Below are 26794 nucleotides of genomic sequence, written 5' to 3'. Positions count from 1 at the left end.
AAGACGATTTGTGTGTGGAAGGCGGGGCTGGGGTGCGGCTCTCCGGCCGTTGCGCCGCTGTCCGTGAGCGGCGGGGAGCGGGCTGGAGATTCCGACGCAGGCGCTCGGAGAGGCCGCACCGGCGGGACTCGATGGGGCAGCGGGCCGGATGCGAGCGGCCCGGATCGCTTGCCCGATTGCGGAAGGATGGCCGGAAGGATCTGGCCTGCTGGGATGGCTTGCGGTCAAGATGGTGGAGTCGTGGTCGATCGCTCGACCCTCCGCCGAAGGGCGACCCACCCGACTCCGGGCGATGGGCCCGGGGGGGCCCCCTGATCTGGACGCTGAGAATCTGGCGATGCGCCGTCGAGCCTTGCGAACCGGGATGTGCATGGTGGTCGTCCTTGCCGGTGCCGAAGTCGCCTGGGCGGGGATGCCGTCGATCACGCTGACCGACCTGGCAAGGATGAGGCTGCAGAACCTCTCGTTCTTCGTGCTCGGGATCCTCCTGTGCTCCTGGGTCGTGCAGCGCATCTGGAACGGCCTGCGCGGGGAGTTGACCGGGCTTCCCCGGCTGACGTTCGGCAAGGCCGTGGGGCTGCTCACGGTCTGGGGGTTCCTGTTCGTCCTCATCCTGACCATGATCTCGGGCGCCCGAGAGTTGATGACGCCGGGGGCCTGGGACAAAGAAGGATTCACGTACACTCTCGTCGAAGGATCGGCGCCGACGGCCCCACCGGATCGGCTCCTGGAAGACCGGTTTCAGGCGATCGACCGACTCCGGATCGCGCTTTGGACCTATGCGAAGGGCAACGACGGGCGTTTTCCGCCGCAGAATGATCTGGCTGCAATTCCCGACGAGGCGTGGCAGGTGCCCGACCCTTCCGGCATCCGTTACCGCTATGTCGCGGGGCTGATCGCCGATCGGGGGCAGGAACCGCTCGCCTATGAGCCGGGAATCTTCGGCCCCTATCGCCTCGTGCTCCGGACCGATGGCCAGATTGTCGTGTTGGGTGCTGGGGCGATCGACCAGGCTCAGCGTGGGGATCAGGCCCGATGAAACGTTGGATCGCCTGGGGGGTGGCGCTGATCCTGTTATTCCTGGCGCTCGCCTTGATGGGTCTGGTCGTGCCACTTGACGCGGTGATTGCCCTGACGATGGGCTGGGTGTTCTTCCTCAACCGGGTGGTGCCGGAGGTGACGATCGCCCGGGACGGTGTGATCACGGGGTTGCTTTGCCTGATCGGGTTCGTGGTGGGTGCCCATGCCCTGCTCGCCTGGTTCGCTCGGCAACGCGGGGCGGGGGACACGGGCGAGAGTCGGCCCTGGCCGGTTCGATGGACCGCTGCGATGACGGGCACGCTGCTCGTCATGTTCGTCGCCGGGATCGCGGCGACCGGGATCGTGCATCAGGTCGGGTGGCTGTTGACCTCGCGGGAGCCGGTCGTGACCGGCCTCGTGAGCCTGGCCGCGAGGCGTGCGCAGTCGACGAACAACCTCAAGCAGATCGGGATCGGCCTGGACAACTACCACCGGTCTCAGGGCAGCTTCCCGCCCGGCGGGACCTTCGACGATCGCGGCCGACCGCTGCACGGGTGGCAGGCGATGCTCCTGCCGTTTGTCGACCACCAGGCGCTTTACGACCGGATTGTGTTCGAACGGCCCTGGGACGATCCGGCCAATCGCGAGCCGTTCCGGACGGAAGTGCTCATGTTCCTCAATCCGGGGAACGAGAATCGGCGCGATGCGGCAGGCTATGCGCTGGGCCATTACTCCGGCAACGCCCGACTCCTCGGGGGGGAAGTACCGCGGAGTCTGGAGGATGTGACGGATGGCTCCTCCGGCACGATCCTTGCCGGGGAAGTGGGGACCGGCTTCCTGCCCTGGGGGAGTCCGGCGCAGTGGCGGGACCCGGCGCTGGGCATCAACCGCTCCGCCAGGGGATTCGGCGGTCCCTTCCCCGGTGGGGCGAATTTCCTCTTCGCCGACGGCTCGGTGCGGTTCGTGAAGGAGACGGTCGACGACCGGGTGCTCGAGACGCTGAGTACCCCGAGCGGTCACGAGCCGATTCCGCACGATTCGTACTGACCGGGGAGTGGCCGGGGCATGAAGCGATCAGATGCAGGTCCGGCGACCACGATTGCGGATTACTGAGCTTCGGCACGCGTGAGACGTCAATGTTTCGATGGTTCGAATCGCGAGCGCGCCGCCGGGATCGGCTCCGGGCGCAACCGTTTCCCGAGGCGTGGGACGCCATCCTGAGGAGGCATGTTCCGCTGTATCCGCGCCTCTCGGACGGGGATCGGCGGGAGCTTCAGGGATTGGTCCAAATCTTCCTGGACGAGAAGCACTTCGAAGGCTGTGGCGGCCTGACGCTGACCGATGCGATTCGGCTGACGATCGCCGCGCAGGCCTGCGTGCTCCTGCTGCATCGCGAGACGGAGATCTACGCCCGGCTCATCACGGTCCTCGTTTATCCGAGCACTTACGTGGCCCAGGCCCGAGAGCCGATCGGTGGCGGGATGGTCCTCAAGGGGGAGGTCGCCCGCCTCGGCGAGGCGTGGAAGGACGGCGTGGTGGTCCTGGCCTGGGACGACGTCCTGGCCGGGGCCTCGGACATCCATGACGGTCACAACGTCGTCCTGCACGAGTTCGCCCATCAGCTCGACCAGGAGAACGGACCGGCGGACGGGGCACCGATCCTCGAGCACCGGAGTCGGTACGTTTCCTGGGCTCGCGTGCTGGGCAGCGAATATGAGCGACTGCGCAAGGACGCCGAGCGAGGGCTGCCGAGCGTGCTCGACCGCTACGGCGCCACCAATCCGGCCGAATTCTTCGCGGTCGCGACCGAATGCTATTTCGAGAAACCCGGAGAACTCCGGCATTCGCATCCCGAGCTGTTCGAAGAACTCAGGGCATACTACCGCTTCGACCCGACCCAGATTTCCGGGACGGGTTAACTTCTCGAAACTCCTCGAGCTGCCCAATGTGTGGGTTGTGAATGCCCTCCGGTCCGCGGGACGGGTGCCGGATCCTCGATTCGCGCGGCGGACCACGAGAGACGAGTGCACCTGGGGGCCGGGCTGCGCCCATCCCGGGGACGCGCATGGGTTCGGGAGTGAGAATTCCCCGATGGGAGCGCGACACAAGCGCGGGATGCGTCAGTAATCTGATGCACAGGATGAGGATCCTGGAGGGGGGGCCGCGGGAATGGGCCGATTCGAGGCACAATCCGCCCGGTTCGACCGAATTCAGGCCATTTGGCATGTCCCTTGCGATAATGTCGCTCATAAGACATAAGGAGCTTCTAATGAACGACATCACCTACTTCGACCGATTGTTGGCCTCCGCAGAGCGGATTGCCCACCACGCCTGGCATCCGGGCAAGGACCAGGCGATCGTGCAATGCCTCGAAGATATCGAGATGATCGCAAGCGATGGCCGCATCAGCGACGAGCAGCGCGAAGTGATCCGGACGATCCTGCGGAGCGGTTGCTCGAACGCCGCGTGAAGCGAGCGGCCGCTCGCTCCCCGGGACACTCCCCGTCCCGCCTCGGCAGGGGTAGCGGAATACCCCTGATCGTCCGCGACGAGAGGGCCTGGCCGGTGGTCCGACGGGCCCGGTTGAGCAGGAGCGAGGGGGGGGCCGATGACGGACCCACGGATGGCCGGCGGTGAGGCGTCGCCAGGCCGGGGACGATCATCGAGGCCGATCAGGGGATCGGTTGGTCGAGCCGACGCAGGAGGCGCTCGGCCCGGTAGACGACCTCGACGTCCTGATGTTTCAACGCCTCGTTGAGCGCAGGGATGGAAACCGGCCCGAGGTCGAACAGATCGCGCTCGGCGCGTTCTCGGGCGATCGGGGACGGGTCGCCGAGCTGGGCGACCAGTTGCTCGGCCTGTTCCGCAAGGCCGGGGTCGATGCCCGAGATGACCACGGTGGCGATGCGCACGGTCTGCCGAGGGGGGGGGAAGACATCAAGAGGCACGGCCTCATCGATGGCTTCCCGGGCCAGATGGGCCAGCACGACCAGTCGATCGGGCCGGAACAGGTTCGGGCCGAGGCGATCCAGCGTCATCCTGGCCCTGTCCTCGTCGAGGCCCCGCGCGACGAGCCGACGCACCAGTTCGCGATCGGACACGTCGGCATAGCCCGGATCAGAGGCGGGAAGTTCGTCCGAGAGTTCGAGCGGGACGGGAGGGCCCTTGACCTGAATGTCCTGGGAGCCCGCGTCCGCTTCGAGACGCTCCTTGGTGGTGACGAACAGCGTACCGTCCTGAATGATGCGATACGTGAGCCCGACGCCATCGAGGACCTCAGCCAGCACGTCGCGAGCCGCGCGCTGGCCGGGGGTCGGGGTCGCCGAGCTGGTGTCGAGATCGAGGGTTGCTTCGGCAAGCGTCTGAGCGTCTGGATTCGATTGCAAGCCGGTCTGTGCTCGGATGCGCTGCAGGACGGCAGCGATGGGGAGGCTGGAGCCGTCGAAGACGACAGGCTGATTGAGGAGTTGCTCGGTCCGTGCCCGGACGGTGGCATCGGCCTCGGCCGGCAGGGGCGGGAGCTGCCTGGCTGGGGCCTGGGGGGCATCCTCGTCACCGGACGCTTGCTCGCGTGCTTGATCATTCTCGGTGATGTCGTCGGGAGCCTCGTCGAAGAGGTCGAGCGCGGGGTCGGCGTCGGCGTCGGGGTCCGATTCCGATTCTGTGTCGGCTCCGGAAGACGGCGGGGGATTCTCGGCAGCGGGCGCTTCGGGGGCCTTGCCGGCGGGCAATTCGTCGAGCCAACCGATCCGATAGCCACCCTCCGTCGGGACGATGACGGCGAGGTCGTACAGGGGATGGCCCGAGACGTTCTGGAGGGTGTAGGTGTCCGGTCCATCCTGGAGGGTGAGGGGGATCGGCAGGTTGAGTTCGGTGTCGTAGGAGAGGAACGATTCTGCCCTGGTCTCGGCCTCGATCACGAGCGAGTCATCCAGCTCGCGGAGGGATCGGAAGAGGTGGGATTCCGAGAGGAAGACCGGGGGGCGGTCATCGGGGCGGGTCGGGGTGAGGTTCGTGCCGAACCATCGAAGGCTGTCCACCCGTTCCCGAGCCGGCGGCCAGTGGGCCAGGAACGAGCCGGACCCGACCCGGAGCTCGAGATCGAGGTCGGCCGTCGGCTCGCCGAGGAACCGGATGATCGAGACGGGGGCGACGGGAAAGTCCGAGGGCCGGCCCTCCGATTGACCGGGCCGCGCCGTGCCGACGACCTGGGGCATGGCGTTGCGGGCAGCGTTCCTGTCGTTCAGCCGTTCGTGGGCGGGGGAACCGACCCAGATCGACCACTCCTCGACCGTGATCGGCACGACCTCTTGGGCGTGGCTTGGGGGAAGCAGCATGGGAATGAACGGAACGAGCGCGAGGACGCTGGAACAAGGGGTGCGATTCAAGGAGCGGTTCATTCCGGGTGCTCGCAAGAGAGGCATGGTTCGCTCATGTGCTGCAAACATGATGAGCGCATGATTACGGAGTGGGGGGGGGATCGCGGAACAGGCGGGCATTGGCCCAGATCAGGCGGTCGCCGGCGTCCTGCTCGGGGCCGTAGTCCACGACGATCCTGAGCGTTTGGGCGCCGGTCACCGGGAGGCGGAGCGAGGTCGCCGGCGCGTCGGCCCTCAGGTCGGGATCGGCGAACAGCTCCGTCTCGTCGGCGAAGACCCGGCAATCCACCCGGCCGAGCCCGTTCGACGCATCATCGAAACCGACGAGGGCCTCGAATGTGTTGAAGCGTCCGTTCAGGTCGTAGGTCAGCTCGCAATACGAGTGGACGGCCACCCCGCGATCGAAGGTCTGACCGGCGATCCTGAGGGGTCCACCGCCGAGGGCGCGGTCCCTGCTCCAGGGAAGGAGGCGGCCGAAGTAGGGGATTTGTTCGACGCGAGTGGGTTCGAGGTCGGAGAGGTAGGTCATCCGGGGGCTCCGGAATCGGACCGACCGGACCTCGGGGGCGGGGACCTCCAGGGACGCACCCCAGGGCGTCTCGATCGTCCAGGTCGCCTCATCGATCGCCCTGCAGAACCCGGAGATGGTCTGATCATCGAGCATCGATGCGACCGCGATCGGTTCGCCGCGGTCGGGGTCGTCGGGCGGGGGGCCCTCGGCGAGGATGATCCCCTCGATCGACTTCAGGGGGATCGTGCGGCTCTGGTCCTGATAGAGGATTCGAATGCGATCCCCTTCCATCCCTTCGAGGATGCCGGTCACGGCCACGACCTCGCCGCCTCGGGTCCGGGCGAGCAGGGTATCCTCGGCGCCTCGGTCGGCGAGGCGTTCCGAGAACTGGCCCTCGGCCTCGGGCCGGTCAGGGTGCTCGACGCGGACGGCTCGGACCCGAGCGAACGGGATCGTGATCGGCTGATGTCCGGGCCAGGAAGGTGAGAGCGTGAGCGAGTCTTCGCCCATCGCTTCGAGCGTGCCGGCCAGGACCTCGGGCTCGTCGAGCAAGACGCGGACCAGGAATCCGGACGAGGACGCGGGTTGCTCGTCGTCGTACGCCAGGCCCGGGTCGGTGGGTCGATCGGCCTGGACCGTGACCGAGTCTTGCTGCTGATCGCCGTAGGTGAGATTGATTTGAAACGTCTTGCCGTTGCAGTCGCCGGGCGGGGGTTCGAGGAACAGGTCGGCCCGAGGCCCGTCGCCCGATCGGCGCAAGGCCAGGGGCCAGTCGGTCGATCCGCTCGTGTTCAACCGCCATCGCGTCTGCCCTTCGTCGGTCTGGCACGAGACGATGACCTGCGTCAGTTCGGCCTCGCGGAGTCCGGACAGGCTGAGGTGGATGTCTCGGATGCCGTTCGGTTCCGGTTCCACCCGGGGGACCTGCGAAGGCCGCACGACCGAGGTCGCGGGTGGGGCCATCGGGACCACGGTCCCCGGCGGCGGGGCCGGTTGGTCGGCCTGGGCCGGGGCATCCGGGGTCTCGGGTTGCTGGGGAGGGGCGTCCGCATCCTCGGCGGCCGAGCGATGGGGGCCCGTCAGGTCGACGTTCGGCTGGCCGAGGAAGGTCCCCGTCAGCGCCGCCGAGCGTTCGAAGCGGATCGAGTCGAGGACGTCGAGCGCCAGGAGCGTTTTCGACTCGGGCGAAGCGGCGTCGTCGCGTTCGGGTGCTGGCGAGGGGTCGGGCGAATCTTCGGGAGTCGGACGGGCAGGGGGGGGGGCGTCGCCCGGTCCCTCGACGATCGCTCCATTGATCACCCCGCCGACCACGATGGGGTTACCGCCCTCGATGATCACGCCCTCGCGGACGATGACCCGACCTTCCTGCATCGCGCCGGCGCCTTCCATCGCCTGGATTCCGGGACCGGACGGGGACGACGCCGGGGAGGAGGATGACGCGGAGCGGTTCGGGGGGCCGAGGACCAGGGAATTCCCGTCGAGACCGAGCGGCTCTCCGTAGACGACCTGGCCGTCGATCGTGCGGACGCTCGTGCCGAGCCCCCGGAGCTGGTCGGCATGGATGGTCACCGATTTGATCAGGATGTCGACCGATGCAGAACCGTTGCGGTTCAGGGCGAAAGCCTTCAGGCCGATCAGGTCGGCGGTGCCGAGCGTCATCTGGCCGAGGTCACGCGGGGTCTCCGAAGCGGCATCGACCGCGCGGTAGTGCAGCGTCGAGCCGTCGCGTCGCAGGATCAGGCGGAAGGAATCGCCCTCGGCCGGGAAGGTGGGGCGGGGAGGGCTGGGGTTGGGGGCGCCGGGGACGTTAGGCCGCGCCACCATTCGCATGCTGTTGGGTTGCCGTGGTTGATTCCTCGGCTGGTTCACGACGCGATACCTGGCCGAGCCGTCCGGTTCGACGACCCGGACGAGCGTCGCGTCGGGCTGATCGAGGTCCTGGGTGGCGATGGCGAGCCCGACGGCCACGCCGTCTTCTTGCTCGGGCGTCGGCAGCGATCGCGCTTCGATCTCGACGGAGATCGTGGCATTGCCGCCGATCCGGAGCGTCTGTGGCGTCTTCCAGCCGGATTCCGCGGCCCCGGAATCGAGCTGGATGCGCAACCCCTCCGGCCCGGGCGTCACGGCATCTTCCTGGCCGTAACGCTCCGAGGCGAGCGTCTCCGGTGTCATCGCCTCGGGGTCGAAGGATCGGGAGTAGTCGTCGACGGGAGAGGCGATGAGTCCTGCCCCACCGATGAGAAGCGCCATCAGCCACATAAATTCACATCCTCGATTGCCGGTTCCGACGGCTCAGGCAACGAGGCCTGATGAATTCGCCCAGCAGATGGGCGACACGTCCAGGGGCGAGGAGACGATCACGGCGACTCCGGCGCGTTCCGGGCCGGTCCGCTCGCCGGGGTGGACTCGACCGTCGTCTCCTCGGCCAGGCGGCGATAATAGCGTTCCAGGACGGTGCGGTACTCGGGCGGGAAGCCCTCGGACATCGACTGGAGGATGCGGTCACGTTCCCGGTCGGAGAGGTTGGCCCAGTCTTTCTGACTTGCGTCCGGGTCGGTCTGGTCGCCGATGCCTCCGGTGCCCTTGCCGATGGTCGAGTCGGCCAGGGGATTGGTGGGGTTGTTCCTGCGCATGCCGCTCCGACAGGCTGCGCATTCCTTCTCCAGCTCGGCGATCAACGTATCGAGATCGCGGATAATGTCCTGCTGCCGGGTCTGGACCGGCTCGCCGGTCTGGGTCTCCTCCAGGTCCCGGACGACCCTTCCCATTTTGATGGCGATGCCGGTGATCGGTGCCTGTGCGAGCGATTCGCCGCAGACCAGGCAGAGCACGCAGGCCGCCCCGAGAATCCGGTTGGACATTCGCATCATCAGGATCCTTTGAGAAGAGGGGAAAACGAGTGTTCAGCCCTTGGCACGTCGGCGGAACGACCGCTCCGGTCAGAGATCCACCTGGCCGCCAAGGCCGGGCGGTTCCAGTTGCCGGCCGATCTTGGAGAGCGATTCGCGAATCTCGTCCTGATTGTTGCGCAAGGCGTCGATCTCGCGACGCAATTCGGCCGAGAGGGGGGAGGCGTCGGGGCGCGTCTCATCCACGATAACCGTTTCGTCGTTGAGTCGGGTCTGGAGCATGCGAATCATCTTCAGCTCGGCGACCAGTCGGTTCAATTCCCGTTCCCGGTCCCTCGGCTCGCTGGGCAAGGGGGTGCCGGGGGGCGGGGGCGTCGACGGCGGCAGCCGTCGCATGGCCTGGACCAGGCCCAGCAGGTCCTCCTCGATCCTCCGCTCCAGGCTGATGGTCGACGGGGTGGCGTCGCCGGCCTTGAGCAACGCCTCCACCGCCAGCATCTCGCGCCCCAGTACCCGGAGCGAGGTCGGCAGGGCGATGCCGAACTCGGTGATCTCGACCAGATCCGTCAACTGCTCGATGCGGGCGGCCAGCTCGGCCTCGCTCTTGGCCAGGCCGGCCAGGGCGATCAAGGCCGTGCGGGATCTCGACGCGGCCCGGGGGGCCTGGGCCTCGGTCGATTCCCGGATGGCGACCTGGGCCTCGTACATCTCGGTCAAATCGGCGATGATTTGCGCCTGCAGTTCGGTGCGCAATTCGACAAGCAATTCTTCCAGTGCACCGGACAGTGTTTCTCGGGATTCGAGCAACTTCTTCAGCGCGTCCTGCTGGTCGCTGGCCGCTGGCTCGGGGGCGGTCTGGGCGAGGTTCCCCTCGGCGTCTTGCATGGCCCCGCTGGCGTCGATCAGGTTTTTCTGGAGCGAGACCCCCGTCTCTCCCAAGCGCGACGAGGCGCTGGAAAGGGCGTCGGTCGCGTCTCGGTTCCGCTTCTGGTCGGACTCGAACTGGCGGAACTGCTCCTCGGACGTGGCGGCCTCGGCCTCGGCGATCTGCCCGCTGAGCCGATCGCGCTCCTTGAGGAAACGGTCGAGCGCCTGTTGCCCGGCGTCGATGGCGGGATCGAGTTGGTCCGATTCCAGGTGGGTCGTCATGTCATCGACATGCGGAATCGCCTGCGCGATCCATGCGGGATCGCGGCCGGCGAACAGGGGATCGGCCGCCAGGGCGCCGGCCGCCTCGCGGACACCGGCTTCGGTCGAGATCGCCCCGGCGAGCGATTCGTTCCGGCCATCGGGGCTGTCGGCCTTGTTCGCCCGATCCGTGGCCTCGATCGCCCGTCGTTGATCGCTGATGATGGCGTCGAGGTCGTCCCGGGACGACCGGAGTCGATCGGCCTCGCCCTGGGTTTCGATCGCCGAGCGTGACCAGGCCAGCTCGCGCTGCTCCTCCTTGATGATGCGTTCGAGCTGCGCGAGGGTCTCGCGAAGCTGGCGGAGCCGGGCGAGCTTCAGCTCGAAATCGAGGTCCTCCGCGAGCAAGAGGTTGCGGAGATGCTCCAGCTTGGCCAGGAGTTGGCGGACCTCGGTTTCCGCCTTGCCGAGCTGCGCCTCTTCGAGCAGGGCCTGGGTGTCGCGCATCTGCTGGAGGATCAGCTCCTCTCGCGAGAATTTCAAGGCCAGCCGCAGCCGCGACGCATTCTCGGGTTCGAGGTTGAGCAGGGCCTCGGAGAGCCGGAACATGCGATCTTCCAGCTCGGCCATCTGCGCGGCCGCGTTCTCCTGGGTGAAGCCGATCCGGCCCCGATCGCGAGCGAGCGGGTTGGGGGCCTCGGGGCCGGGAGGGGCCGGCGACGCGGGGGGGGCGGCATCGGGCTCGGCCGGGGGCTTCGCGGCGGGCGGATCGAAGAGGTCGTCGATCCCGTCCTGGGCGATCGCCAGGCGCACGGGTGCCATCGACGCCAGGAAGACGGCGAGCAAGAGTGGCAATCGCGGGGGGAACGGGCTAGGGAAGCTCATCGAAAAGCTCCTCGGTCCGGGAGTCCTGGACCTGCTCGGTGGCGTCGAGGATCGACTGTTGCATTCTAATCACTTCGGCCACCTGGTTCACGACGTCGATAAAACTTTCCCACTGAGACATCTGTTCGAGGATGGTGTTCATCTGTGCGACGACCTCCTCGTGCAATGCCTGGGCGGCCTCCACGTCGGGCTCATTGCGGGGGGCGCCTCCGCCGAGGGCCTGCAGGACGTTGCGCAGTTCGGTCATGGGGCCCGCGGTGAGCGACCGGATGGGGGTGATGACCCCGTCCTGGAGCAATCGGTGCGACTTGGCCGATCCGATCTGATTCAGTTGCATTTCCACGAGTGTGTCGGCAATGCGCCCGCCGATCTGTTCGAGCTGCCTCGATTGCGTGACGATGACCCGCAGCGCCCCGAGCGACGCGTCTCGCCCCGCCTCGGGGGCCAGGGATTCGCGTTGACCCTCCACGGCGTCCAGGGCGGTCACGAACTTGGCCCGCTCGGCCCGCTGCCGGATGAGGATCTCATAGAATAATTCTTCCTGCGAGACGACCTGGAACCGAAGCGCCCCGGACTGACCGCGTTGGGCGCCTCGGGTCGAGGCGTCCTCGGCCTCGGCGATCATCACGAAGGTGGTCCCCAGGGCCGGCGGCCGGGCCAGCAGATCCACGTCGTGCCGCGCCTGGTGGTCGAGCACGGCTCGCCCCTCGCCGACCGGCAGCGCGATCGGGACGATTTGCCGGTCGCCCCGGCCGGCATCGGCCGGCGCCTCGTCGGTCGCGAGGGCCGGGGCGATCCGGTCGATCTGGATGCGCACCGAGGCCAGCCCGAGGTCATCGGTCGCGGTCAGGCTGAGGGGGATCGTCGCCACCGGGGTGACCCGCGCTCCCACGCCGAGCGCCCGCAGCGTGACCCGGGGCTCCCGGTCGCGGAGCAACGCGATCGAGAGGAACGCGGGCCGCGATTCGAGGCCCGTCGTCTCGGAGGTCAGGCGGAGCTCCAGGGTGGTCGCCTCCTCCAGGGTCCAGCGGGTCTCGAAGGTCCGCTCGTCGATCCGAGAGGGGGAAGGGACCGCGCCGGGCTGGGCATCGATCCGGAGCCCGGCGAGCGGTTCCGACCCGGTCAGGGTCAGCTCGATCTCGGTGTCGGGCAGGACGGTGAGGAGCTGCCTCGGATCGTCGATCGTGCGGAATGAGCCGTCGGTCGTGCCCGGTTCGCGGACCCGAAGGCGGATCGAGGCGAGGTCCGGGCGATCGACGCGTTCGATCTCGACCGGCCCAAGCCAGTCGTCTCCCCCCCGCAGGGTGAAGGAAGACGATTCGGCCGACGCGGGGAGCTCGAAGCGGAACCGCGACGGCTCGACCGCGGTCATGACCCCGTCGCGGCCCCTGGACCCGTCGATCCTTTCGCGAATGAATACGCGTTCGGGCGCCCGGGGCGATTGCAGGACGGAGCGGAGGAGCAGGGGGCTTCCGCGCCCCGGGACATTCCAGCGGTCGCCCACGGGGACGAGCTCGGGGAGGTCTGATCTCGCCTCGACGACGAAGGGTTCGTCCCTCGGGGCGATCAAGCGGCCCTGGTCGCCGAGGCCCACGATACTCAGGTAGGTCCGCTGCGGCCATCGCTCCGAGGAGCCGAAGAGCCAGCGATCGACGCTCAATCGCGCGGCGTCGGGCGCCAGGGAGGCGAAGGTGACCGGGACGAGCAGGCAGCCCACCAGGGCGGCCAGGCGAGCCGCGGTCCGCCCCCGGTTCCAGAGCAGGTGCCAGTCGGACGCGGCCAGCGCCTCGCTCGCGCGACGGACCGCCAGGCGGACCATCGCGGGCGAGGCCGAATCGTGCGGGTCGCCCAGCAAGGCCGGGAGCTGCAGGATGTCGGACACGAGCTGCCCGGTCCCGGGGCGGAAGCGATCGACGGTCATCGCGAGGGAGAGGTCGTCGAGTCGGGAGGCACGCCACCGCCGCCACGCCCGCCAGCCCAGCCCGAGCGCGGCGAGGGGAACGATCGCTCGGATCAGGATCAATCGGGTGGCGGTGCCGAGCCGCCATTGCCAGTCGACGAGCACGAGCAGGCCGGCGATCACGGTCAGGATGAGGGCGGCGTCGACGACCGATTCCAGGGCCGACTGCGAGGCCAGCCGCCGACGAAGCCTCGCGAGCCGATGGCGCAGGCGCAGCCTCTCCCGTTCCAGCGAGTCGAGATCCGGAAGCTCGTCGGTCGCAATCGTCACGATCAGGAGTCCTTCGGGGCGGAACGACGGGGAGGGGGCGCAGGCCGAGGATTGCGGATCAGATCATGCGGACAAGTTTGCGGAGAATCCACTCGCCGGTCAGTGCGATCATGAGCAGGGCGGCCAGCAGCGGGGCGTTCCAGAGTTCCTGGCGCGTCTCCATCGTGCGGGTCACCTCCCGCATGGCGACGAGTTCATCAAGACGATCCACGTCGGTCAGGTCGAGCACCCGGCCGCCGGTCAGGCGGGCCAGGTCGTCGAGCAAGGGCCGGTTGAGGCTCGGCTCGTCCACCTCGCGTCGCGGCGGGTCGACCCGGAACGTGGTGGTCGAGACCCGGACGCCCGAGCCCGGGTCGACGGTGGTCGCCGGGACGATCCGCAGGGTGTAGGCCCCCGCGCGGTCGGCGGGGAACGTGGCGGCGAGCGCGGCCGGATCGCTCGGATCGCGGTCGAAGCGGATCGGCTCGGGAGGCTCGCCGGCACGTTCCAGCTCGGCGATCAGGTCGGCCCCCGCGACGACGGCCGATTCGTCGGTGAACCGGACCTGCACGTCGACCGAATCGCCGACCCGGTAGCCCTCCCGGCTCAGTGCCACCTGGAACGGGAACCGCCCGCCGAGCGCCTTGTTCCGGCCGACGCGGTCGATCAGGCGGGCCCAGAACCCATCGAAGTAATCCTCGGAGAGGTAACGCCAGCGATAGGTGCTGTCGAAGCCCAGGAAGACCGTACGGCCCGGCCCGTAGAACTGCGAGGCGAGCAGGACGTGCCGTCCGTACTGGTTCTGCATCCTCGGGTCGCCGTGGCGGGCGAGCACCGTGGCCCCGGGGCGGGCCCGGGTCACGGGGAAGCTCCAGTACATCCCCGGCAGGCTGCTGAGGATCGCCCGGTTGCGGATCGGGTCGGGGTGGAAGGTGAAGATCGGGTCGGCCCGGCCTTCGCCCGTCAGATCCAGGACATAGGTGTTCGCCGAGCTGAGCCGGACCTCGGCCTCGGTCCGATACAGCCCCGGGTCGCGGACCACCGGCAGGATGCGCGTCCAGGAGTCGGCCGGGAGCCCGCTCGCGTCCTCATCGAAGAGCTGTTGCGAATACAACTCTCCCGCCACGAAGATCAGGCCGCCGGCATCCTTGCCCACGAAATCGACGATCAGTTCCTCCCATTCGGGCCCGAGGGCGGCCATGTCGGGGTCGACGAGCACCAGTGCGTCGTAGGCGGACAGTTCCTCTCGCGAGTTCGGCAGGCGGGGGATCGGCCGATCGCCGACCTGGCGGTAGCCCTCGTCGGCATGCTGCAGCCAGGCCACGAACTCGACCTGGGCGTCGCGTTGCATCGCGTTGCGCAGAAACTGGATCTCGGGCGATGGCCCGCCGGCGATCAGGAGCACGCGGATCTGCTGCCGGACCACCCGGATGGCCGACACCGCGTCGTTGTCGTCGAGGGTCAGCTCCGGCCCGGCGTCCTCGATCTGGGCCCGAAACTCATAGGTGCCGACCACGCCGGGCGTGACCCGGAACTGCTCCCTCGTGAATTGGCCATCCTCGCCGAGCGCGACGCGACGCTCCTCGACCACCTCCCAGTCGCCCTGGTTGATCCGCCGTTCGAGCCGAAGGGTGGCCTCGGCCTCCCGGAAGCCCTGGGCATCGATCACGGCGGCCAGGGTCATCGGGTCTCGGACGAAGGCGACGGGGCTGGTCTCCAGCTCGGCCAGGCGGACGTTCCGCGGGCCTTCCTCGGAACCGACCGCGATCGGGAAAATCGGGATCGTCTGATTCGATGCCGCTTCGGCCGCCCGCAACGGGTCCTCGCCCGCATTCGATCGGCCATCGCTGATCAGCACCACCCCCGCCACGGGCCGGCCCCGATGGCTCGCCAGGACGCCCCGCACCGCGTCTCCCAGCGGGGAGACGGCGCGATCGGCCTCGATCTCATCGATGGAGATGGGTGTGTTTCGCGCGTCGGGTCCGCCCTGGGTGGCCGACTCCAGCGTGTCGAGCGAGACCGATCGGCCCCGGCCCAGCCGTTCGAGCTGGGGGGGCAATGCCCTGCGCACGAGGTCGATTCGCGGGGTCTCCCGCAACCGATCGGCGGCGGACTTGCCGTCCTGCGGGGCGATGCCCAGCGACGACGACACGGCCGTCGCCCGCGCCTCGTCGGTATAGGGGTCGGAGAAACACATGCTTTCCGAATCATCCACGATCATCAGCAGATGTGACGGGAGCGTCTCGCGTCGGCTGGTGACCAGGATCGGCTCGGTCAGCATGACCACCACGGCCAGCAGGGCCAGGGTGCGCAGGCCGACGATGAGGGCGCGCCGCGGCCGGGTCAGGTCGCTTCGCTCGCGCCGGGCGAGCACCCAGAGCATCGTCACGATCGCCAGCAGCGCCAGGGCCAGGACCACAAGGCCCCCACCCCCCGGCATCGCCGAAAGTTCCACCCGCGCATCGCCGACCACCTCGGCCCCCGGCGAGGTCTCGATGCCCAACAGTTGCTGCCAGAGGCTGCGGTTCATGGTGGCGTCGGATCAAAGAGGATCGGATGAGACCAAAACGAATTTCAACGTGAGCGGCCGATCCAGGCCGTGAGCATCGGCTCGGCGATCATCAGGGCCAGCAACCCCCAGGCGAGGGCTCGCCAGAGCTCCCGGCCGGTCGGGGTCGAGAGGGCATCGGTCCCGCTGCGGGCCGAGGCCACCTCGACCGTCAGGGGCCGGAGCAGTTCCGTCAGCTCGTCGCGGCCGATCCGGCCCAGCTCGCTCTCGCGTGGGTCGGGGTTCGCGGCCGAGAGGTCGTCCTGCACGCCGATCGGCCCCTCGTCCCAGGTGATCCGGTAGAGGCCCGCGCGGCGGGTGTCGGGGACATTGATGACCAGCGACGTGCCGGGATCATCCTCCGTGGATGCGTTCCGCGGGACGGCCGACAACGCCCTCGGCTCGGCGTCGTTGGGCGGGAAGAGGCGGATGTCGGTCGGCTCCTGGTTGGTCTCGACCACCTTCCGGATCGGCTCGCCCGCCGTCACGATGTTCGCCAGCGGGGTGGCCCGCGCCGTGCCCCGCACGGCCTCGCGGATGGCCAGCACGAAGCTCGGCTCGACCGGCCAGTCGTTGCCGTCGCGGTCGGCCGTGGTCGTCCAGAGCAGGACTCGCCCCTCGCCGACGACCCGCTCGATGACCGCGGGCGATCGCGCGGGGTCGTTCCAGCGGGCGAGCACGCGGACGTCACCCTCGCCGTCGCCGGCCACCTCCTCGACCGTCATGACCTGACGGACCGCGACCCGCTCCAGGGCCGAGGCCCGGAGCCCCAGCAGGGGCTCGAGCGGAGACGGCCGGACCGGCTCGATGACGATCCCCCGGATCTCCTGATCGACCATCGCCTGCATGCGGGCCGGCAAGAGGCGGACTCCATCGCGATCGAGCAGGTCGTGATACGCCCCCACGTCCATGCGGGCGCCGGCGAAGATCAGCAGGCCCATGCCGTCGCGGACCAGCCGAATCAGCCGGTCCGCCTGCTCGGGGGTGGGGGCGGCGACGTTCGCGAGAATGAGCACATCGGGATCCGCCAGCCGGTTCGAGAGGAAATCCTCCTCCAGGACCACCTCGACCTGCCAGGCGTCTGCCTCGCCCACCCCGATCGAGAGGGGAGCGGCCAGGTATCCGACCTCGCCGCCGAAGGGCTCCGACGAGGGTTCGCCGTCGACCAGGCGGATCCGGAGCGATTCCTTCACCTCCACCGCGGCCCAGCGGCGGTTGTCGCCGGGCAGGGGGTCCTCGGGCAATTCGAGGGACAGGTCGTGCGGGCCGGGGCCGGCGAATCGCACCGTGATCGGCACGCGGGCGACCGACCCGGGGGCGATCTCCGGCAGGGGGAGGTCGGTCGGGGCGTCATCGACGTGGAGGATGGCCGATCCTCCCGTGATGGCTCGGGGCGAGTCGTTCCGGATCGTCGCCTCCCAGCGGCTCTCGGCGTCGGCGAGGATCGTGCGGTCGAGCGGTTCCAGGGCCTCCACCGCGAGGTTCCCCGCGCGATCGCCGTCGTCCCCCACGTCCACGATCCGGACGCTCAGCCCGCGTTCCTGCCATTGCCGGGCGATCGGCCCGACCCCGTCGTCCCAGCCGGAGCGTCGGAGGTCGGTGACGATCGTCAGTTGCCGCGTCGGGAAGGCGCACGATTCCAGGACCCCATCGAGGGCCTCGAACACCGAAGGCCAGGCGGCGTGCGTCTCGGTCGGGGAGAGCCCCAGGGCCGCGCCCGCCAGCTCGTCCTGGCGGCTGCCCTCGACTTCGAGCAGGACGGGTGCCGAGGGCATCGAGGTCGTCACCAGCGAGCAGCGGTCCTGCGGGTTCGCCTGGGCGAGCAGCGCCGCGGCCAGTTCCCGGGCCTGGTGGAAGGCCGGCGGGCCGTCGCCGGTATATCCCATGCTCAGCGAATCATCGACCAGCACGATCCGGCTCGTCCGGCTTCCCGGGCCGGCCCAACCCTCCAGCCCCGTCGGGTCGAGGATCGGCCGGGCGAGCATGAGGAAGAGGAGGATCGGCAAGGCGATGCGCAGGAGCAAGAGCAACCACTGTTCGACCTGGAGCCGGCGGCGGTTGCGTCGGACCGTCAGCTTGAGCAGGCGCATCGGCGCCCATTCCACGCGGCGGAACCGTCGGCGGTTCAGCAGGTGGATGATGAGCGGCACGGCGCCCAGCAGGGTTCCCCAGAGGAGCAGGGGGGTGAGGAAGGTCATCATGGGTCAGGCCCGCCCGCCTTGTCGGGCCGCTCGATCGGCGTCGAGCCGCGAGTGGAGGAAGACGCTCAGGGCGTCGGCCAGCGGCTCGTCGGTCACGAACCGCACGTGGTCGTAGCCCCGCTGGCCGCACTCGCGGCGGACGTTCTCCAGGAACTCCTCCATCGCCTTGCGGTACTCGCGGCGGAAGGCCCAGGGCTCGGCGAACAGTTCTTCATCCCCCTCGATGTCTTTGAAGATCGTCGGCCCGTCGAATGGGAGTTCCAGCTCGTCGCGGTCGAGGATCTGGAGGATGAGCGCCTCGTGCCCCTGGAACCGCAGGCGGTTGAGGCTGTCGTAGAGCGGCTCGGGATCGGTGAACATGTCGGAGACCACCACCACGACGCTCCGCCGTTTGAGCTGCCCGGCGAGCGACCGGAGCAGGCCGCCGAGGTCGGTCGTCCGGCCCGGGGCGCAGCGCTCGAGCTGGGCCGTCATCGCGACGATCTGCGCCTGGGTGGCGTTCGGCGGCAGGGCCTCGGTCGCCTCCTCGTCGAACAGGACCAGGCCGACCGGGTCTTGCTGCCTGACCAGCAGCAGGGCGAGCGAGACGACCAGGGTGGCGGCGTAGTCGAACTTCGAGAGGGCCGCGCGGGTCCCCTTGTACGCCATCGAGGCGCTGGCATCGACGACGAAGGTCACGCGGACGTTGCTCTCCTGCTCGTATTGCTTGATGTAGTGCCGATCCGATCGCGCGAACACGCGCCAGTCGAGCCGCCGCAGGTCCTCGCCGGGCGAGTATTCGCGGTACGAGGCGAACTCGATGTTGAAGCCGAGGAACGGGCTGCGGTGCTGGCCGCTGATCGCCCCCTCGGCCAGGCGACGGGAGCGGAGCGTCAGGTCGGCGATCCGGGCGATCGCGTCAGGATCGGAATACGTCCGCGACGGCGTCATCGGCGGCCCCCTTGCGGATCGGGATGTCGTCCAGGAGGCGCCGGATGATCGAGTCGCTCGACTCGCCGGCCGCCTGGGCGTTGTAGTTGATGACGACGCGGTGGCGGAGGACCGGCCGGGCGACCTCCTTGATGTCCTCGGCGGCCACGCTCGGCCGGCCCGCCAGGGCGGCGCGGGCCTTGGCCGCCAGGATCAGGGCCTGGCCGGCCCGAGGGCCGGCCCCCCAGGCGACCCAGTCGCCGATGTACGACGGCCCGCCGTGCTCGGGGCCCCGGGTCGCCCGAACCAGATCCATGGCGTAATCGATGCAGAGGTCCGACACCGGCACCCGCCGCACGAGCTTCTGCAGGGCGGCGATCCGCTCGCCGGCGATGATCGGCACGATCTCCTGCCGGTCGGCCCCGGTGGTCACGCGGTAGATCCTGCGCTCCTCGTCGGGGGTGGGATACTCGATGAAGATCTTGAACAGGAAGCGGTCGAGCTGGGCCTCGGGCAGGGGGTAGGTCCCTTCCTGCTCGATCGGGTTCTGCGTGGCCAGCACGAAGAACGGGTCGGGCAGGCCGTGGCGGTGCCCCCCGGCCGTGACCTGGCGTTCCTGCATCGCTTCGAGCAGCGCGGCCTGGGTCTTGGGGGGGGTGCGGTTGATCTCGTCGGCGAGGATCAGGTTGGCGAAGATCGGGCCGGGGACGAAGCGGAGTTCGCGGGCCCCGCTGTTGCGGTCCTCGTACAGGACCTCGGTGCCGGTGATGTCCGACGGCATCAGGTCGGGGGTGAACTGGATGCGGTTGAAGTCGAGCGAGAGCGATTGCGCCAGGCTCTGCACCATCAGGGTCTTCGCCAGGCCGGGCACGCCTTCGAGGATGCAATGCCCCCGGGCGAAGACGGCGATCAACAGTTGATCGACGACCTCATCCTGCCCGACGATCTGCCGGGACATCTGCTCCCGGATCTGCCGGTGGGCGGTTTGCAGCTCCTCCAGGCCGGCGAGGTCGAGGTCTTCGGTCGAGGTGCTCACGAGGCCGTCCCTTTCGTCGGAAATCCGATCCGTTCAACGCTGGAAGACAGGAAGATACTTGAACGGGAGTTGCAGGATGATGGCGGCGATCGAGGTGCCGTAGACCTCGCCGATGCCGTCGCCGTTCCACGAGCCGTCTTCGGCCTGGAGGCCCATCAGGTGGTCGCGCGTCTCGGGGAAATACTCGTCCCAGTACTCGTCGCCGGCCATGTAGAACGCCTGGGCGGCGTAGAGGTGGGCGTAATAGGTGTGCCCTCCTCCTTTATGCCAGGCGTCGGTGGCCTGGAACGCGTCCCAAACATATTTCAGGCAATCGGTGGCGATCGGGCTGTCGAACTGGCCCGAGTTGTACAGGGTGGCCACCGCCGCGGCCGAGATCGGCAGGCGGGGGCCGCCCCCCGAGCCGAGCGAGTAGGCGATGCCCCCCTCCGGCGTCCGGCACTTCTCCAGGTAGTTGCCCGCCTCCTCGATCACCGCCGGAGGCACGAGGAACCCGGCGTTGTGCGCCGCCCGGAGGGCCTGGACCTGGGTGACGGTCACGGAGCCCTCGTCGCCGGTGCCGGGGACGTAGGTCCAGCCGCCGTGGATGCTCTGCCCCCGGGCGGTCAGGATCACCGCCTTGCGGATCGCCTCGCGGACCTCGCGGCGGAGCGATTCCTTGGTAATCATCCCATAAACCGACGCCAGGAACATCAACGCGAAGCCGTGCCCGTGCATCGGCTGGCCGTTGTCCTGGCTCGGCCCGGTCAGGAGGCCCGAGGGGGTGGAGCAGCGCACGAGGAACTCGACCGCCCCTTGCACGTGCTTGGCGTACGGGCCCCGCGTCGGCGAGTCGCCGTGCGCCAGGAAGGCCGTCCCCGCCAGGCCGGTCATGGCCACCGGGTACGCCTGGCCGCCGCCGATGATCCACGAGCCGTCGTCGGCCTGGGTGTTGGCCAGGTAATCGGTGCCCCGTTCGATGGCGCGCAGGATCTCGGGCGTCAGGTGCTCGGGCAGGACCTGGCCGCGGTCCTGGCCGTGGGCCTGCGGTCGTGCCAGGCCGGCCGCGGCCAGGCCCGCCAGGCACCGGCCGAGGAAGGCCCGGCGATCCGGGGCGTGTTGAACGGGGAGGCGGTGCCCATGCCGCGGTCGCTGGTTCATGGGGTGCCGGCCCCCTCGTCCGGGGTCGGTCGGAGCTGGAACCGGACGAGCACCTCGACCCGCACGGGGATCTCCTGTAAGCGGGTCGATTCCAGCCGCCCGGCCTGCGGCGGTTCCTCGTTCGGCATCACCACGCGGGGGACGTTGGCGACGGGGTCGCCCGGCCTGGAAACCTCCTGGATGGCGACGATCGGACCCAGCTCCGCCCCGCTCAGGCGGGCGAGGCGATCGGCCCGGCTCCGGGCGTCGGCCACGGCGGCCTCGTACGCCTGGTCCTCGACCGCGCCGAAGTCCTCGACGATGAACCGGACGAGATTCAGGTCGATCCCCCGGCCGCTATATTGATACGGGTTCACGCCCGGCGGGGGGCCGACCGTCCCTCCGGCATCCTGCGCCACGTCGAGCAAGCGGGCGACGAGCTGCAACAGTTCCTCCTCGTCGCGTCCTTCGATCCCGGAGCAGCGGACGACGAGCTTCCGGGAGAGCTGCACCTCGGGCTTGGCGCTCAGGGTCGCCCGGGGGTCGATCCCGCCGTACTGGTTCGGCGTCGGCCCCTTCTGGTCGACGAGCAACCCGCGCTCCTCGATGGCGACCTGGTCGAGCTTCAGGTTCTCGAACGCCTCCTCGATCCTCGCCTTGGCGTCCCGGTATTTGACGATCGCGTCGGCGGTCAGCTCCGAGGCCGAGGAGACCTGCAGGTCGATCTCCATCAGGTCGGGCCGGGCGTAGGTGGTCGCCTTGCCCGAGACGGTGATCCCCTCGATGTTCTCGGCCGCCTGGGTGCTCGGCGTCGTCACCACCTGGCCGAGGGCGTCGCGAGTCGCCGGCATCCCCGCGCCGAGGACGAGGAGGATCCCGGCCGTCACGGCCGATCGCGTTGTCCGCATCTCACTGCTCTCCTTCGTCGGTCGTGGTCCGCGAGTCGTCGTTTGCGTTGTCGTCGTCGCGGTTCGAGTCGAGATCTCCCCGCCCGGGGCGACGCTCGTAGGCCGTGATCGTCCGGTTCGAGACCGCGATCAGCCAGCGGTCGGTCAGCAGGAGGTCGCCGCCGATCGCCCCGGTGTCCGCTCCCCGGACGATGCGCCGCACGCGGCCGGTCTGCGGGTCCAGCTCGAAGATCCCCCGGGGGGTCAGGTGCCAGATGCCGTCGTCCCGGAGGATCGGCCGGCCGTCGTAGCTACCACCGGGCAGGCGGACCGACCACCGGAGATCCTGAGAATCCGCGTCGAGCGCATCGACCTCCGGCCCGCCGAGGATGATCAGGTTGCCCACCGCCCCGAGTAATCGGGCCGACTTGGCCATCGGTCGATCCCAGCGCAGGGTCATCCGGTCCGGGTCGATGGCCACGATCCGGGCCGACTTCGCCCCCTTGACCACGAGGGCCCCGCCCACTTCGACCGGGCGGCCTGCGACGGTTTCCGGGTCGGGCACGCGATTCGAAGACACGAAGACCCGGCCGCCCGATCCCGAGACCGGCTCGGTCTCATACGCATAGCCCCAGGCCAGCTCCCCGGTCTCGGCGTCGAGCCGCGCGACGACGCCCGCGTGCGAGTCGAGGAAGACCGCCCCCCCGCGGCGCACGAGCTGCGGCTGGGCCTCCTGGAACGGCATGCCGTAATACATCCGCTGCTGGTCCTGCCGGAGCGTGCCGACCTCGGTCTTCCAGAGGATCGCGCCGCTCGCCGCCTCGATCGCCAGCACGAAGAGCCCCGGCCCCTGCTGCGGCTGCTGGTTCATCGCCGACCTGGCGACGACGAACACCCAATCGCCGGCGGGCAGGGGGGGGCCGATCGGTTCGAGCCCGCTCATCTCCGGCTGATCGGACGCTTGCCAGGCCACCTCTCCCGAGTCCGCTCGGCGGCAAACCAGGCGGAACGGCGCATTGTAGCTCTGGTCGCGCAGATCCCGTTCCAGGCAGAGCAACCGATCCCCCGCCACGGCCACCAGGTAGCGCGTCGGGTCGAGCATCCGGCTCTGATTCTGCGAGAGGGCCGTGTTCAGGTCGTGGAACGGCGCCGTCCGCCAGAGCAGCTTGCCGGTCGTCAAATCGACCGCGAAGACATAACCGAGGTAATTCACGAACAGCCGGGTCTCGTCCGTCGCCGTGCCCGGGACGACGCGGCTGAACGGGTTGGCCTGCCACTGCTGCTCTTCCTGCTCCGACATCCCGGCGACGACCGAGTCGCCGAACCGGATCTGCCAGGCCGCCTCTGCCGCCTCCCCCAGCACCGGGGCGGCCTGATCGGCTGCGGTGGAGGGCGGGCGTTCCGAGGCTCCCCCCCCCGCCTCCGAGGTGGCCCGATCGAGGAAGGCGATGGGATCGACGCTCGATCCGCCGATGACGACCTCCTCGCCGGCGTACCGCCCCCGGATCTCCTGTCGCAGCTCGTCCACCTCCGAGGCCCGGCCGGCCCGGTGCAGGGCCAAGGCCGCCTTCACGGCGACCTGGGCCGGCGGCAGGTCCGAATCAGGGTACTCGCGGAGGATGGCCAGCCAGCACTCGGCCGCCTGGTCGAACCGCCCTTGCTCGAAGCGGAGGTCGCCCAGCCGGTCGGCGGCATCGTCCCCGCTCGAGGTGAGGAAGTACGCGGCGAAGAGCCGTTCGAGGGTCTCCTGCTCCGCCTCGCCGGCGGCCCGGTCGAGCAATTGCCGGGCCTCGGCGTCGGCGAACAGGCGGTAGGCCTCGCGCCCCTCGGGGGGGAGGCCCGCCAGCACGCCTCGCCTGCGTTCCGAGACCCGGGTGATGAACCCGTCGTCGCGATCGACGAACCGCGCGTTCTGGTCGTCGGGGATGCCGTCGATCGCCTTGAAGGCCCGCTCCCAGGCCGACCGGCGGGCGAACCGCTCGAAGTCCTCGAACGCCTCCTTCACCTCGGTCGAGGCCGGCGGGAGCTGGATCGGCCGCCCCGGCTCCTCGTTCGAGGACCGCGCAACCGCCACGTCCATCACGGGGACGGGCATGGGCATGACCTGGCCGATTGCCCGCTCCGGGCCGAACCCAAGCCCCGAGGTGAGCACCCCTGCCATTGCCAAAGCCAAGGCCCGGGCGGGGCGTCGGGCCGTCATCCCGATTCGGAAGCGATCGACCGTCCGAGGCCAACGGAGCCGGAGTCGTCGAATCACGAGGCTTCCCCAGATGGACACACACTCATGAAGGCTCAAGACATGCCTGTTGTATCGAGGTCGCCCCGGGGGGAGCAAGTGAATTCTTTCGGATTTCCTTGCACGCATGGTCGGGGGGGATCGCCCTCGCCCGCGTCCGAAATCGACGAGGCGGCTCACCGCTCGACCCGATCGACCCCACCTCGTATGATCGCCCCGAGCCGATCCGAGCCGGCCCCCGAACGTCGATCGCCAGGCCCTTCGAGGGAATTCGCCCGATGAAAATCGCCCGAGTCGATTCGTTCTCCGTCGAGGTGCCGCAGAAGCCGCCGATCGCCCCCTATCACAGCCGGTACCGGGGGGCGTCGTCCACCTTCTCCATCCTGATCCGCCTGGAGACCGACACCGGGCTCGAAGGCTGGGGAGAAACCCCCCAGGTCTACCTCGGCACCCCGCTCACCGGGCGGGAGGCCGAGGGGCTGCGCCCGATGCTGCTGGGGATGGACCCCACGAACCTCATGGCGGTGTACGAGGATCTCCAGTTCGACCACATCTATATCCAGAGCGCCGTCGAGATGGCCCTCTGGGACCTGACCGGGAAGATCTACGCCTTGCCCCTGTTCCGCCTGCTCGGCGGCCCGTACCGCCGCGAGGTCGAGCTGGCCGCCTGCATGGGGATCCAGTCGTACGAGCGCGCCGGCGAGATCGCGAAGCTCTACGTCGAGATGGGCTTCTCGACCCTCAAGACCAAGGCCGGACGCGACCCCGAGGAAGACCTGGCGATGGTCCGCGGCATCCGAGACGCCGTCGGCGACCGCCTGGAGCTGCGGATCGACCCCAATACCGGCTACTCCCCCGAGGTCTGCGAGCAGCTCGCGAAGGACCTCGAACCGTACCGCCTCCAGTACTTCGAGCAGCCGATGCCCGAGGACCTGATCGACGACTCGGCCCGCATCCGGGGGCTGACCTCGACCCCCTTGGCCCTGAACGAGTCGGTCACGACCCTGGCCCGCGTGCGTACGATCCTCGACAAACAGGCGGCCGACGTGCTCCTGCCCGACACCTATCAGTGCGGCGGCATCTGGGCCACGAAGCTCGTGGCCGAGGTGGCCGCGTCGGCCGGGGTGCCTTGCGTCGTCCACTGCTCGCACGACCTCGGGCCGAAGACCGCCGCCATGCTCCACCTGGCCGCCAGCACGCCGAACTTCCCGATGGCGAACGATTGCACCTATTACGGGCTGATCGACGACGTCATCACCCACCCGTTCGCCATCGAGTCGGGCCGGATGAAGGTCCCCGAGGCGCCGGGCCTCGGCATCGAGGTCGATCCGGAGAAGGTCCGGAAGTACCAGATCGACGCCTCCTCGTCCTGACCGGCCCGGGCCTGGCCGACGCGCGGTTGTCGCCGGGCGGCCGGCTTCGCTAGAATCGCCCCAAACCGGACCCGGCCGTGTTGAAACGCGGTTGCTCATCGGCCGCGATCCGTCCGCGCGCTGATCCCCGTTTTTTGGTTGAGGTTCTGCCCCCGATGTCCACCGTCGAACTATTGAAGACCCCCCTGTACGACTGGCACAAGGCCCATGGCGGCCGGCTGGTCGAGTTCGGCGGCTGGGCGATGCCGGTCCAGTACTCCAGCATCGCCGAGGAGCACCAGGCCGTGCGCCGGCACGTCGGCCTGTTCGACATCAGCCACATGGGCCGCCTCCGCTTCGACGGCCCCGACGCCCTGGCCTGGCTCCAGCGCGTGACGACCAACGACGCGGCCCGCCTCGCCCCCGGCCGCATCCAGTACAGCCTCGTCTGCGACGACGAGGGGGGGATCCTCGACGACGTCCTCGTCTACCACCTGACCGAAGGGGACGCCTACGGCCTCGTCTGCAACGCCTCGAACCGCCTCCGCGTGGTCGAGCAGTTCGAGCAGCACCGCGGCTCGTTCGATGCGACCATGGCCGACTCGACCCTCGACACCGCCATGATCGCCATCCAGGGCCCGGCCGCCCTGCCGACCCTCCAGGAGGTGTTCGAGGGCCCCCGCCTCTCGGACCAGGCGTACTACAGCCACACCCCCGGCCAGGTGCTCGGCACCGGCGCCTCGGTCAGCCGGACCGGCTACACCGGCGAGGACGGCTTCGAGCTGATCGTCCACCGCGACGTGGCCGAGGCCGTCTGGCTCGAACTGCTCGAACGCGGCCTCAATCGCGGCATCCGCCCCTGCGGCCTCGGCGCCCGGGACACCCTCCGCTTCGAGGCCGCCATGCCCCTCTACGGCCACGAGCTGAGCGAGTCGGTCAATCCCTTCGCCGCCGGCCTCGCCCCGTTCGTGAAGCTCGACAAGGGAGACTTCGTCGGCCGAGACGCCCTCGCCCGCCTCAAGGGCGACCCCGGCTCCGCCCGGATCGGACTGAAGCTCCCCGGCCGCCGGATCGCCCGCCAGGGCTGCGGGGTCCTGCAGGGCGACACCCTGATCGGCACCGTCACCTCCGGGACGTTCGCCCCGACCTTGCAGCAGAGCCTCGCCATGGCGATCGTCACCCCCGAGGCCCCTCCGATCGGCACCGCGCTTGCGGTCGAGATCCGCGGCAATCGCGAGCCGGCCGAGGTCGTTCAACTGCCCTTCTACCACCGCCCCCGATCCTGACGGAGGTCTTGCGTCCAGGGAGCCTCCCCTCTCCCCCTCCTTGGGTGAAAGCGAGGCAAACTCCAACCCTCGCCCCCGCCGGGGGAGAGGGTGGCCGCCAGGCCGGGTGAGGGGGAGCCTGGCCGACTCTCCAGGCCTTGCGAGCCCGCCGGGGCCCCCACACTCCGGCCCTTTCCCCAGCATCGGGGGAGAGGATGCCCGCCAGGGCCGGGCGAGGGGGCCGCGACCTCCTCGCTGAC

General features: G+C 69.2%; 18 protein-coding genes. 6 read left to right on the top strand and 12 right to left on the bottom strand.

All coding sequences use genetic code 11. The features are described 5' to 3' along the window. Nucleotides 1-337: 337 nt before the first annotated feature. From AB1L88_RS19675 to AB1L88_RS19660, 4 genes are all read left to right on the top strand, one after another. Nucleotides 338-1039: a hypothetical protein gene (locus AB1L88_RS19675; RefSeq protein WP_367098397.1), complete on the top strand. Its 702-nt coding sequence runs from the start codon at nt 338-340 to the stop codon at nt 1037-1039. Then, the gene (locus AB1L88_RS19670; protein WP_367098396.1) at nt 1036-2067 is read left to right on the top strand and encodes a DUF1559 domain-containing protein; all 1032 of its coding nucleotides are present in this window, start codon (nt 1036-1038) and stop codon (nt 2065-2067) included. Before AB1L88_RS19675 ends, AB1L88_RS19670 begins: the two co-directional genes overlap by 4 nt. 89 nt (nt 2068-2156) lie before the next feature. Beyond that, entirely contained in the window at nt 2157-2939 is a 783-nt protein-coding gene (locus AB1L88_RS19665; RefSeq protein ID WP_367098395.1) for a M90 family metallopeptidase, read from the top strand. 350 nt (nt 2940-3289) lie between these two features. Beyond that, nucleotides 3290-3490 (top strand): hypothetical protein, encoded by a 201-nt coding sequence (locus tag AB1L88_RS19660; RefSeq protein WP_367098394.1) that lies wholly within the window; start codon nt 3290-3292, stop codon nt 3488-3490. A gap of 202 nt (nt 3491-3692) precedes the next feature. Here AB1L88_RS19660 and AB1L88_RS19655 read toward each other — a convergent pair whose 3' ends face one another. The 12 genes from AB1L88_RS19655 to AB1L88_RS19600 all read right to left on the bottom strand — a co-directional run bounded on the left by AB1L88_RS19655 (nt 3693) and on the right by AB1L88_RS19600 (nt 23938). Next, nucleotides 3693-5357, bottom strand: a complete 1665-nt coding sequence (locus tag AB1L88_RS19655; protein ID WP_367098393.1) for a hypothetical protein — start codon at nt 5355-5357, stop codon at nt 3693-3695. 124 nt (nt 5358-5481) lie between these two features. Further along, complete coding sequence (locus AB1L88_RS19650; protein ID WP_367098392.1) at nt 5482-8160, bottom strand: NPCBM/NEW2 domain-containing protein; 2679 nt, start codon at nt 8158-8160, stop codon at nt 5482-5484. A 107-nt stretch (nt 8161-8267) separates the two neighbouring features. Further along, entirely contained in the window at nt 8268-8771 is a 504-nt protein-coding gene (locus AB1L88_RS19645; RefSeq protein ID WP_367098391.1) for a hypothetical protein, read from the bottom strand. Nucleotides 8772-8849: 78 nt separating this feature from the next. Further along, the gene (locus AB1L88_RS19640) at nt 8850-10772 is read right to left on the bottom strand and encodes a DUF4175 domain-containing protein (protein WP_367098390.1); all 1923 of its coding nucleotides are present in this window, start codon (nt 10770-10772) and stop codon (nt 8850-8852) included. Next, entirely contained in the window at nt 10759-13002 is a 2244-nt protein-coding gene (locus AB1L88_RS19635; protein ID WP_367098389.1) for a hypothetical protein, read from the bottom strand. The genes AB1L88_RS19640 and AB1L88_RS19635 overlap by 14 nt, the downstream gene beginning before the upstream one ends. Before the next feature lie 58 nt (nt 13003-13060). Further along, the gene (locus AB1L88_RS19630) at nt 13061-15511 is read right to left on the bottom strand and encodes a VWA domain-containing protein (protein WP_367098388.1); all 2451 of its coding nucleotides are present in this window, start codon (nt 15509-15511) and stop codon (nt 13061-13063) included. Between the two features lie 44 nt (nt 15512-15555). Continuing rightward, on the bottom strand, nt 15556-17730 hold the full coding sequence (locus tag AB1L88_RS19625) for a BatA domain-containing protein (RefSeq protein WP_367098387.1): 2175 nt from the start codon (nt 17728-17730) through the stop codon (nt 15556-15558). 3 nt (nt 17731-17733) lie between these two features. Then, nucleotides 17734-18660: a DUF58 domain-containing protein gene (locus tag AB1L88_RS19620; protein WP_367098386.1), complete on the bottom strand. Its 927-nt coding sequence runs from the start codon at nt 18658-18660 to the stop codon at nt 17734-17736. Next, complete coding sequence (locus AB1L88_RS19615) at nt 18629-19675, bottom strand: AAA family ATPase (RefSeq protein WP_367098385.1); 1047 nt, start codon at nt 19673-19675, stop codon at nt 18629-18631. The genes AB1L88_RS19620 and AB1L88_RS19615 overlap by 32 nt, the downstream gene beginning before the upstream one ends. A 33-nt stretch (nt 19676-19708) precedes the next feature. Next, nucleotides 19709-20815 carry a prenyltransferase/squalene oxidase repeat-containing protein gene (locus tag AB1L88_RS19610; RefSeq protein ID WP_367098384.1) on the bottom strand — a complete coding sequence of 369 codons (1107 nt, stop codon included), beginning with the start codon at nt 20813-20815 and terminating at the stop codon, nt 19709-19711. Next, complete coding sequence (locus AB1L88_RS19605) at nt 20812-21702, bottom strand: SIMPL domain-containing protein (protein ID WP_367098383.1); 891 nt, start codon at nt 21700-21702, stop codon at nt 20812-20814. Before AB1L88_RS19605 ends, AB1L88_RS19610 begins: the two co-directional genes overlap by 4 nt. A gap of 1 nt (nt 21703) precedes the next feature. Beyond that, complete coding sequence (locus tag AB1L88_RS19600; protein ID WP_367098382.1) at nt 21704-23938, bottom strand: PQQ-binding-like beta-propeller repeat protein; 2235 nt, start codon at nt 23936-23938, stop codon at nt 21704-21706. Between the two features lie 257 nt (nt 23939-24195). Between AB1L88_RS19600 and AB1L88_RS19595 the strand changes: the two genes are divergently transcribed. Both AB1L88_RS19595 and gcvT read left to right on the top strand, forming a co-directional pair. Next, complete coding sequence (locus AB1L88_RS19595) at nt 24196-25290, top strand: mandelate racemase/muconate lactonizing enzyme family protein (protein ID WP_367098381.1); 1095 nt, start codon at nt 24196-24198, stop codon at nt 25288-25290. 155 nt (nt 25291-25445) lie between these two features. Beyond that, nucleotides 25446-26555: a glycine cleavage system aminomethyltransferase GcvT gene (gene gcvT / locus AB1L88_RS19590; protein ID WP_367098380.1), complete on the top strand. Its 1110-nt coding sequence runs from the start codon at nt 25446-25448 to the stop codon at nt 26553-26555. Nucleotides 26556-26794: the final 239 nt, after the last annotated feature.

The sequence above is a fragment of the Tautonia sp. JC769 genome, assembly GCF_040717455.1.
Taxonomy (GTDB): Bacteria; Planctomycetota; Planctomycetia; order Isosphaerales; family Isosphaeraceae; genus Tautonia.
This window is presented reverse-complemented; position numbering and strand designations above follow the sequence as displayed.